General features: G+C 49.5%; 6 protein-coding genes. 2 read left to right on the plus strand and 4 right to left on the minus strand.

Going from position 1 to position 9,571, the window contains the following annotated elements:
• Positions 1 to 1,435, plus strand: a 1,435-nt coding sequence (locus VIM87_RS20885; protein WP_331998882.1) for a glycoside hydrolase family 92 protein, incomplete at its 5' end; no start/stop codon positions are given.
• On the opposite strand, the gene VIM87_RS20890 is transcribed toward VIM87_RS20885, so the two are convergent.
• The 4 genes from VIM87_RS20890 to VIM87_RS20905 form a co-directional block, all read right to left on the minus strand.
• Entirely contained in the window at positions 1,413 to 1,937 is a 525-nt protein-coding gene (locus VIM87_RS20890) for a YceI family protein (protein ID WP_331998883.1), read from the minus strand. The genes VIM87_RS20885 and VIM87_RS20890 overlap by 23 nt on opposite strands.
• Before the next feature lie 99 nt (positions 1,938 to 2,036).
• Entirely contained in the window at positions 2,037 to 2,618 is a 582-nt protein-coding gene (locus VIM87_RS20895) for a Crp/Fnr family transcriptional regulator (protein ID WP_331998884.1), read from the minus strand.
• Between the two features lie 53 nt (positions 2,619 to 2,671).
• Positions 2,672 to 3,283 carry a DUF416 family protein gene (locus tag VIM87_RS20900; RefSeq protein WP_331998885.1) on the minus strand — a complete coding sequence of 204 codons (612 nt, stop codon included), beginning with the start codon at positions 3,281 to 3,283 and terminating at the stop codon, positions 2,672 to 2,674.
• Positions 3,284 to 3,295: 12 nt separating this feature from the next.
• On the minus strand, positions 3,296 to 7,360 hold the full coding sequence (locus tag VIM87_RS20905) for an RHS repeat-associated core domain-containing protein (RefSeq protein WP_331998886.1): 4,065 nt from the start codon (positions 7,358 to 7,360) through the stop codon (positions 3,296 to 3,298).
• Between the two features lie 284 nt (positions 7,361 to 7,644).
• On the opposite strand from VIM87_RS20905, the gene VIM87_RS20910 reads away from it, so the two are divergent.
• Positions 7,645 to 9,375 (plus strand): hypothetical protein, encoded by a 1,731-nt coding sequence (locus tag VIM87_RS20910; protein WP_331998887.1) that lies wholly within the window; start codon positions 7,645 to 7,647, stop codon positions 9,373 to 9,375.
• Positions 9,376 to 9,571 lie beyond the last annotated feature (196 nt).

The raw sequence follows: 9,571 nt of genomic DNA on the forward strand, positions 1-9,571 counted from the left end.
GTCACAGGCTATCTGGAACCAATGGTTGGGTAAGATGGACGTGAAGGGGGGAACCACCGAACAGAAAATAAAATTCTATACAGACCTCTGGCATGTATTACTGGGCCGGCACAAGATCAACGATGTGTCGGGCGATTATCCCGATCGTACCGAAGGCAAGCGGGATGGGAACTTTACTGATGCCATCTTCAAGGTCAAGACCGTACCTAAGAATGCTGATGGCAGCCTGCGCTTCAATATGTACAACTCCGATGCCTGGTGGCTTACCCAATGGAACCTGAATATACTTTGGGGGCTGGGCTGGCCGGAAGTGCAGGATGATATGTCGGCCGGTATGCTGCAGTTTGCTGATGACGGCGGCCAGTTGCCACGCGGACCTGTTGGCGGCGCAGATACTTATATCATGACCAGCTGCCCGGTAACTAACCTGATCGTAAGCACCTATATGAAAGGCCTGCTCAAAAAGGCCGATCCCGTACATGCTTACAATATCATTAAAGCTAACCATCTCCCCGGCGGGGTAATGGGCAGCAAGGATGAGCTGACATTCTATACCAAGAACGGATATTGGCCCGATAATGCCGGGATCACTATTGAAGCGGCATTCCAGGATTATGCTGCCGCACAAATGGCCTATAAGCTGAAACATATGGAGGATTATAATTTCTTTATGAAACGGTCTGCCGGATGGAAGAAATTATACGAGCCCAATCAGCAGCTGTTATTTCCAAAAAATAAGGAAGGGAAATTTATACATACCAATGCATTAAGCGGCGAAGGCTGGATAGAGGCCAATGCATGGCAGGCCACCTGGGGCGTATCGCATGATATAAGCGGCCTGGCAAAGCTGATGGGCGGCTATCCTGCACTTTGTGAAAAACTGAATTTTGCTTTTGAAAAAGCGGCGGCAAGCGATTTTGCTACGGAGTACGGTCAGGGCTATATTAGCTATGGTAACCAACCCGCTTTGTCGGATGCGCATGTATTTAACTATGCCGGCATGCCCTGGTTAACGCAATACTGGGTACGTAAGGTAAAAGACGCTGCTTATGGCGGCACCACACCTGACCTTGGATATGGCGGGCAGGATGAGGACCAGGGGCAGATGGGCGCCTTAAGCGCTTTAATGGCAATTGGCTTGTTTAATTTACAGGGAACTGTGAACGTAACGCCGGTTTATGATATTACAAGTCCTGTGTTTGACCAGGTGACCATCAACCTTGACCCGCATTATTATAAAGGGAAGCAATTTGTAATTAAAACTCATAACAATAGTGAAAATAATATTTATATCCAGAAGGTATTGTTGAATGGGAAGCCTTTGAATAATTTCTGGTTCCCGCATGAGGATTTTGCGGGAGGCGGCGTACTGGAGATCTGGCTGGGGCCTAAGCCTAATAAGCAGTGGGGCATCAACTATCCTCCCCACTCTTAATCAGTTCCACATCAAACTGCAGTTTAATATCCTCGCCCACCACCAGGCTGCCTACTTCTGTTAAAAGGTTCCAGGTAAGGCCATAATCCTTACGGTTGATGTTACCATTTACTTCAAACCCTGCCCGTACATCGCCAAAGCGGCCCTTGCCTGTGCCGCCGTATTCAAGGGCCAGCTGCACTGGTTGGGTGGTGTTGCGGATGGTAAGATCACCTAACAGTGTATCGCCTTTTATAACGCCGGTGAATTTCATGAGTGGAAAATGTTCGGTGTCCAGGAAGTCCGGCGTTCTTAAATGTTTATCCCTTTCCGGATTGTTGGTATCAATGCTGCCTGTTTCAATTTCAAAGGTTACTTTGGCATCCTCAAAATTTTCATTGTAAGATACTACCTGCCCTTTAAAGGTTCTGAACACACCGGCTACATTTGAAAGCGCCAGGTGCCGTACCTTAAAACGTACTTCGGAGTGGTTCATGTCTACTATCCAGTTACTTACTTGCATTTGCTTGTTGATTTTATGCATGCAAAGCTATAGCGGGCCTGCTGCAAAAAAATGAAACAAGGTGATGATCTGCTGCCTGAAATATGAAACCAGTTTCATTTACTTTTCAGCGATCCGCTTACGGATCCTGCTCAGGAACTGCGGGGTAATGCCCAGGTAGGAAGCGATATGCTTCTGTGCCACAAAGCGTTCAATGGTTGGATAAGTGTCCACAAATTTCTGGTACCGCTCTTCGGAGCTAGTGGTATAGCTTTCCATAAAACGGAGCTGCTGCCGGATCAATGCATTCTGGAAATGCATGCGGAAATAGCGTTCCATGGCCGGGAACTTTTCCAGGAGCTGCTGATGGGCTATGCGTGGCAGCAGCAGCACTTCGCCATTACCCAGCCCGCGTGTGGAATATTTAGTGGTAGCATGATTGCTGATGGAGTAAATATCACCGGCCCACCAGCCGGCGGCTGCAAACTGCATTACATGCTCGTTGGCATCATCATCTGTAAAGTAGGTCATTACATGGCCGCTGTTTACAAATACCATGTAGCGGGCGGGTTCGCCGGCGTGTATAAGCACTTCTCCCTGTTTGAAAGGGCGTTGTATGAGGATGGAGCTGAGGAAGTCGAGCTCTGTTGCGTTTGGGGTAATGTATCCGGATATGTGGGTGGTTAGTAAGGATAAGTCCATTCTATATGTTTATGTGTGCCACACGTCAAAGGCGTGGCACACGTTTCGGCCCGTTAGCTCAAAGCTACATTTTCAACGGTATATTTTTTCACTACTGACTGCTGCCGTAAACCATCTGCCAGCTGTTGACTGAAGGGTGAGGCAATGATGATCTGCAGCACGCTTTCCTGGTCAGTGATCTCATTTTTCACTGCCGTCATATTATCTACCCGGGTAAGCACTTCTTCGGTAAGCAGCTTTTCTTCTGTGAGCTTACTGAACAGGATCTGGGTAATGGTATCATATAGATACAGGCCTGCTATGTGTGCGACATTCTTTTTGCCCGAGAAGGTGTTGAGCGAAGTGTCCAGGCATATACAGGCATTCATGGCAAGGGTGCTTTCCAGGCCGGGGTATTCATCGCCATCCGGTACAATGGGCTCCAGCTGCTCCCTGAGCTGGCCGGCCCGCTGCATGTTTTCGGGCGTATAGGCGGCCAGGTTACTCCATACAAAATCGCCCATTTTCCGGATCAGCTGGTAGTTCCCGAAATTGAACTTATCTACCACCGGCCGGTACAGGTCAATGATCTTTTCCGTGCAGTAGATGCAGAAAAGCGCCTGCTGCTGCGCCGACAGGTCGGCGGTAGCATTAATAAGGTCGTTCTTTAATTCATTATAGATCATGCTGAAAGTTAATTAATCGCATTCAATTTTAACACCTTTATCAATCAGCTGCTGCAGGCAGTTATGTTCATCGGCACCGCAGGGGGCCCGTTTCCAGGTGCCTACTGCTTTCAGGTCGTCCACTTCCTTGAGCAGCACTTCTTCCGCATGCAGGTTCTTACCATCTACCATTACGGTGGAGCTGTTTAACGGCGTTACGCCCAGCTCAATGGCCTTAGCCCGCTGCCCTGCATCCAAACCATTACTGGATGCCGCAAACAGGTTGCCGTTTGCATCCTGACCCACTGCTACGGTACGCAGCTTTTGCGAGAAGAAGTGATCACCGGAATCGGCGATATCTTTGGCCAGGCCGGTGAGGAAGCCTATGAGGCCAAAGGGATCCATCCAGGATAGCGGATCCTGCACATAACCATACAGGGTTAAGGTGTTGCTGTAGAGCTTTATAGGATCCTGGGAAATATAGCCGCCTCTTTCAGGATCGTAATACCTGAAGCGGTTGTAGTGCAGGCCGGTTTCTTCATCTTCATACTGGCCGGGGTACCGGAAAGGTATAAATTCCTGTGAGCCGGTTGATGTTTGCGGCTTGCCGTAAATAGTAAGCCGGCATTCCCATACTTTTTCACCGGCTTCGTCATAGGCTGCTGCCGGCGTGCCCAGGTGATCCCGGACAATGGAGTATTGCCGGCCATTTTGAATTTTAGCTACCGGCGCCAGGTTCTTTTCTTCAAATACCCAGGTGACAAGGGATTCCGCTGGAACAGGTTCGGGATGATCCTGCTGCAGATCGCCCAGCTCATTGATGGTAACCACGGGCCTTTCGGCTGACTTATATTTCCATTCATGCAGCGGCACATTGCCATCCCATACAAAGCGGGTTAGCTGGCCATGAAATTCCTTTTCAATACGGCGGCCAAAGGGATCATAACGGAAGCTTACCTTTTTACCATCGGGGCGGGTTACCTGCTTTAACAGGCCATTGCCGTACCATTCATATTCCCACACCTCATTGAGGCCGGAAGGGTTGCGGGTGATCTTCCTTACCAGGTTGCCTTCCTCATCATAATGATAGCGGCTGTTTTCCGTTTCCTGCAATTTGCCACCCGCGCCGTAATGCCGGTCTTTACGATCCGTGCTGTTATAGATATTACCTGCTTTATCCGCTGTGCGATGATCTTCCTTGCCATTTTCATACTGCGCCCATACCAGGTTGCCAACATCATCGTGCCGGTATTGGGTAGTACCATGGGTAAGCCCGTTAATGATCTGTTTCAGGTGCTGATCCGGGCCCCAGCGGTAATGCAGGCGCAGTGTGTCGTGATCTGCTATCTTCACCGTATGGCTTTCCGGCAGGCTTGCTTTCCCGTAATTCCAAATACTTTGTACCTGCCCGGGAAATGTATACGCTGTTTCCAGGCCCAGCTGGTTATGATGTATGTTTAAGGTCCACGGTGTATTTGTCTGTATGCCGGTTAGGCTGCCATTATCATCCCGCTCAAATTGCAGCAGCGCGCCTAATGTGCTTTGTACCTGTTTACGGCGGCCATTGAGATCGTATGTGCCGGATACTTTGTAGCCGTTCTGCTCTTCTTCCGTTACGCGGCCCATGATGTCCCGCTGCAGCTTAACGGTGCTGTGCTCATTGGCGGCTTCTATTACCTGGCCGCTGCGGTTGTAGCTGAAGGTTTCCCAGGTGCCATCACTATGTTCTGTGCGGGTAAGGTTTCCGTTGTAGTCATATTCATGGATGGTCCAGCGGTTGCCGGGCCGCAGTATTTTGGTGATCCTGCCGGCAGCATCCCGTTCATACTGGCGGGTAGCGCCGTCAAAGCCTGTTTCCCGGATAATATCGCCGCGCTGGTTCCTGGTGAAACGGTAGGTTTCTCCATGCTCATTCACTACGCCGGTGAGCAGCTCATCCTTATCGTACATGAAATGTACTTTGGTTCCGTTCTCTTCCCGGATCTTGATATTACCCAATGGTGTGTAGGTGAATTTTACATGCTGGTTACGGTCTGTAGCTTCCAGTATTTTCCCGTAAGCATTATAGCGGAAAGTAACCTGGTTGCCATCTGCCAGCTCCATGGCCGTGATACGGCCCAGCGCATCATAGTGCAGGTACTGCTGTTCATGCAATGGATTTTCCGTGCGGGTGCATTTACCCCAGGCATCATACTCCCATAAGGTGCGGTTGCCATCCGGCAGGGTAAATGCGGCCAGGTTATGATCCTGGTCGTACTCCAACAGGGTTTGCTGCCCGCGTTCATTCTCTATTTTCTTCAGCAGGTTGTGCTCATTATAGCGGAAGATCTGGATGCTGCCATCTGCTTCTGTGAGGGTATGCAGCAGGCCTGTATGATCTCCGGTTTTATAGTAAATGTAAGTACGGGCGGCGCCCTGGGCATTGGTGGCTAATACCAGCCTGCCCGCAGCATCGTAGTTGAAGGTGGTGGTGCTGCCATCCGGCTGTACAATGCCGGTACGGTTACCCCGTTCATCGTAAGTATAGCCGGTAACGTTAGCTTCCTCATCGATCTCCCGGTATATTTCAAAATCATCCGTGTACTCAAAGAACCTGGAGTTACCCATGGGGTCTTTGATCTGGCTTACCACAAAATCCGGCGTATAGTAGTAAGTGGTAGTATGGCCCTGTGAATTGGTAAATAAGTTATAACCTTTTTCGGGATGGTATTCCAGCCAGCCTTCTGCCACACCGCCCTGGCCCCAGCTGTGGGTACAGCGGGCCTTATGATCATATTCCCAGTAAAAAGATTGCCCGTTACGGTCTGTTTTTTCTACCATCAGGTGGTTGTGATACCGCATGTGGGTAGTTTGGTTCAGCGCATCGGTGATCTCGGCCAGGTCGCCGGCTTCGTTATAGGCATAGCGGACCATGAGCTGCTGTGCGCCGCGGTGCTGTGCGGTTACGCTGGTAATGCGGCCCTGCGCATCATTGCTCACCTGCAGGTGGCGCCCTGCACTATCTATTACCTGCACCAGGTTGCCTTTGCTGTTGTGGTGGAAGCTGATCATGAATCCGGCCTGGTTGCGGATGGCATACAGGCGGTACTCATCATCCGTTGAATGCAGCTTACGGAAATGGTAAGACAATCTTTCCGTATGATCCAGCAGCTGGTATTCTTCCAGGTCGGTACGGGTAAGGGTGAGTTTTTCATGCCGGTTGTAATCCGTATTTCCTGTGTAGGGCAGCGGTTCAAACACAGCGCTGCGGCCATCGCCCAGCAGCGCTACGGTAGCATTTTCTGCGGCAAATTCCCGGATGCGCATGTCATAGCCCTGGTGCGTGCCATGGCCTAATACACCGGTGAATGAGCTGTCGCTGTTCCAGGAGCGGGTCCATTTCAGGGGAATGGGGCCGGGCAGCTCAAAATCAGTACCGTCATATATTACAATGCCCTGCACCAGGTCAACCGGTTCAAGGCCTTTTTTACACAGGAACTTGCTGAGCTTATTGCTGCCTATTTTCCCTTTTAAGGCGTGGTTAAATTTGGTGGCCAGCCTTTTACCGGCTGCTCCCAGGCCTTTCATTAGTGCGCCAAATCCAAAAGACATGACGATGTTCAACAACGCGCCGGCCCAATCCGGCACATAGGGTCCGCCTACACTTACCGGCTTACCAAAAGAAACCGGTATGGAATAGGAGGTAGGCAGATACATGCTGGGAATGGGCTTGAACTTTTTGCCCGGTTTTATGGACAGCGGCATGCCTATATCGTTACAGGTCATCATCATGTAGCCGGAGGGGCTCATAAGATTGCCTTCCACCTTTGTTTTCTGGCTGCCGAAAAAATTCACGGAATCGTGGCCTATCATAGGCGCCAGCAGGAAAGGGCCGCCCATGGGAATGTGAAACAGGATGATGAGGATGCCGCTGGTATCGCTTTTACCGCGGGGTACATGGTTGATCTTGGTTGTGGCGCCTATGAACGGAATATAATCCATCGGGTCTACCACCAGGCCTATGTAGGGGTGCGGCAAAGGAACAGGAACGCCTAAGATCAGCACAATGTGAATATCAAGACCAATCACCGGCGTAAAATGCTTGTTACTAACCAGCATAATGAGTTGCTTTTAGCGATTACAATGGTCCTTACAGGGTTGTGGGGTGAAGGACGGTTTTTCTTAATTGGATCAGATAGTAGTATTGCAATATAACCAATTTTTCACATGATAAGAAGCCCTTCCGTACGTATAAGAGGACTTTCCGGAACAGAATTAATGTTAAGGTAACATCATATGGTAAAAACAGCTTAACTTACAATAACAGCCTGGTAAATAACTAACCTCAAACGAATTGCCTGTGCAGGGATCAGCCAACCGCTAACTTAATAACACTGGTTATTATGAAAGTTCACTTCTTACTTGTGGGATCTGCCTTTTTGCTTTTAGGAATGCTTTCATTCCGGCTCATTACTGATCATCAGAACAACAGGGTAGCATTACCTGATAACCGGACCTTCATTGGCTGTGCGCTGCCTGCCAACCCGGATCTGCGGCCGGATGCAAGCGGTAAATATGCACCGGTTTTTCCCGGCTGGGGTACGTACAGCTACCCGGTGCATACCAGCAGCGATAGCGCCCAGCTTTTTTTTAACCAGGGGCTGAATATGTACTACAGCTATCACCTTACCGAAGCACTTGCTTCCTTTAAGGAAGCTGCCCGGCATGATGCTTCCTGTGCAATGGCCTACTGGGGCCAGGCCTTATCCATGGGGCCTTATTATAACAGCTATGTTTATAAAATGCCGGCCGCTGTTTTGCCGGTGCTGGCGCAAATGAACCAGGCAGCCGTTAACAGTACGGAAAAGGAAAAAGACCTGGTGAATGCTATTAATAAAAGATATTCAACCGATACTGCCGACAGTAAACGTAGTGGGCTAAACCGCGCTTATGCTTTGGCCCTGGCTGCCCTGGTGAAAAAATATCCCGCTGATGCAGATATAAAAGCTTTGTATGTGGATGCTGTAATGCTGGAACATACCTGGGATTTCTGGAACAACGACGGTACTCCAAAAGCATGGACCGTGGAGCTGGTGAAGGATTGTGATGAGATCCTGAAGGCGCATCCGGCGCACCCGGCAGCCCTGCATTACCAGATACACCTGGTAGAAGCATCCCTGCATCCTGAAAAAGCGCTGCATAATGCAGATGTGCTGAAAGAGGCTATGCCAGGGGTATCCCATATGGTGCATATGGCCAGCCATATGTACCAGCGTAATGGTTTGTATGCAAAAGGTGTTGATGTGAACCAGGCTGCCGGTGCATTACAAACGGAGTATGATGGGATGGCGCCGAACCTGAAGCTGGGCGTATTCAGCTTAACCCATTTTAATGCGGTAGGATCTTTTTGCGCGATGAATGCAAACATGTATAAAAAGGGCGGGGAGATGGCCGGACAGCTGCATGATCTTTTAGCAAAGGATTACAGGGCGCGTTTGTCTAATACCTTTTTTCAATATTTATACATGCTGCCCATGTTCACGGCCATAAGATCCGGCAAATGGGAAGCGATTGCCGCCATGCCGGAACCGGGCGCGGGCCTGCATTACGCCCTGCTGCTGGATCATTTCGGGAAAGGGCTGGCATCCATTAAGCTGCATGATACGGCAGCTGCGGGTCAGCATCTGCAGGGGCTGAAGGGTTTATTAAAAGACAGCTCGCTGCCGGTAAGGAACCTTCCTTTTAATGCGGCGCTGGACTGCGCAAAAATTGCAGCTGCGATACTGGAAGCTGAGCTGCTTGCTTCAAAGGGAAAGATGAAAGCTGCGAAGCAATTGCTGAAAACAGCTGTGGTGTATGAGGATCAGCTGATATACCGTGAACCCAAGGACTGGCCCATACCTGCGCGTCATTTTTTAGGCGCTCATTTATTAAAAATGAAACAGGCATCCGCAGCAGAGAAAGTATACCGGCAGGACCTGGCGCTTAATCCCGGTAATGGCTGGTCGTTGCTGGGTTTATATCAAAGCTTGATGATGCAGCGTAAAACAGCAGCAGCCCGTAAATACCAGCTGGCATTTAAACGGGCTTTTGCCAATGCGGATGAATTGCCGCCGGCCTCCGTTTATAATTAATAATGAAGAATTAATAATTAATAATAAAGAGGACAGTTTGTGCGTGAAGTGCATGCACAGCGATTATTAATTATTCATTCTTAATTATTAATTGTTTTTAAACTCCTGTAATAAACCCCTGCTTTTTCATTTCGTCGAATACCACTTTTGCCGATGCATCCATTAGCTTATCCAGGTTAGAGGGGTCAACAGATTT

Origin of the sequence: Chitinophaga sp. (genome assembly GCF_036569125.1) — a bacterium.
In the GTDB taxonomy this organism is placed as follows: Bacteria; Bacteroidota; Bacteroidia; order Chitinophagales; family Chitinophagaceae; genus Chitinophaga.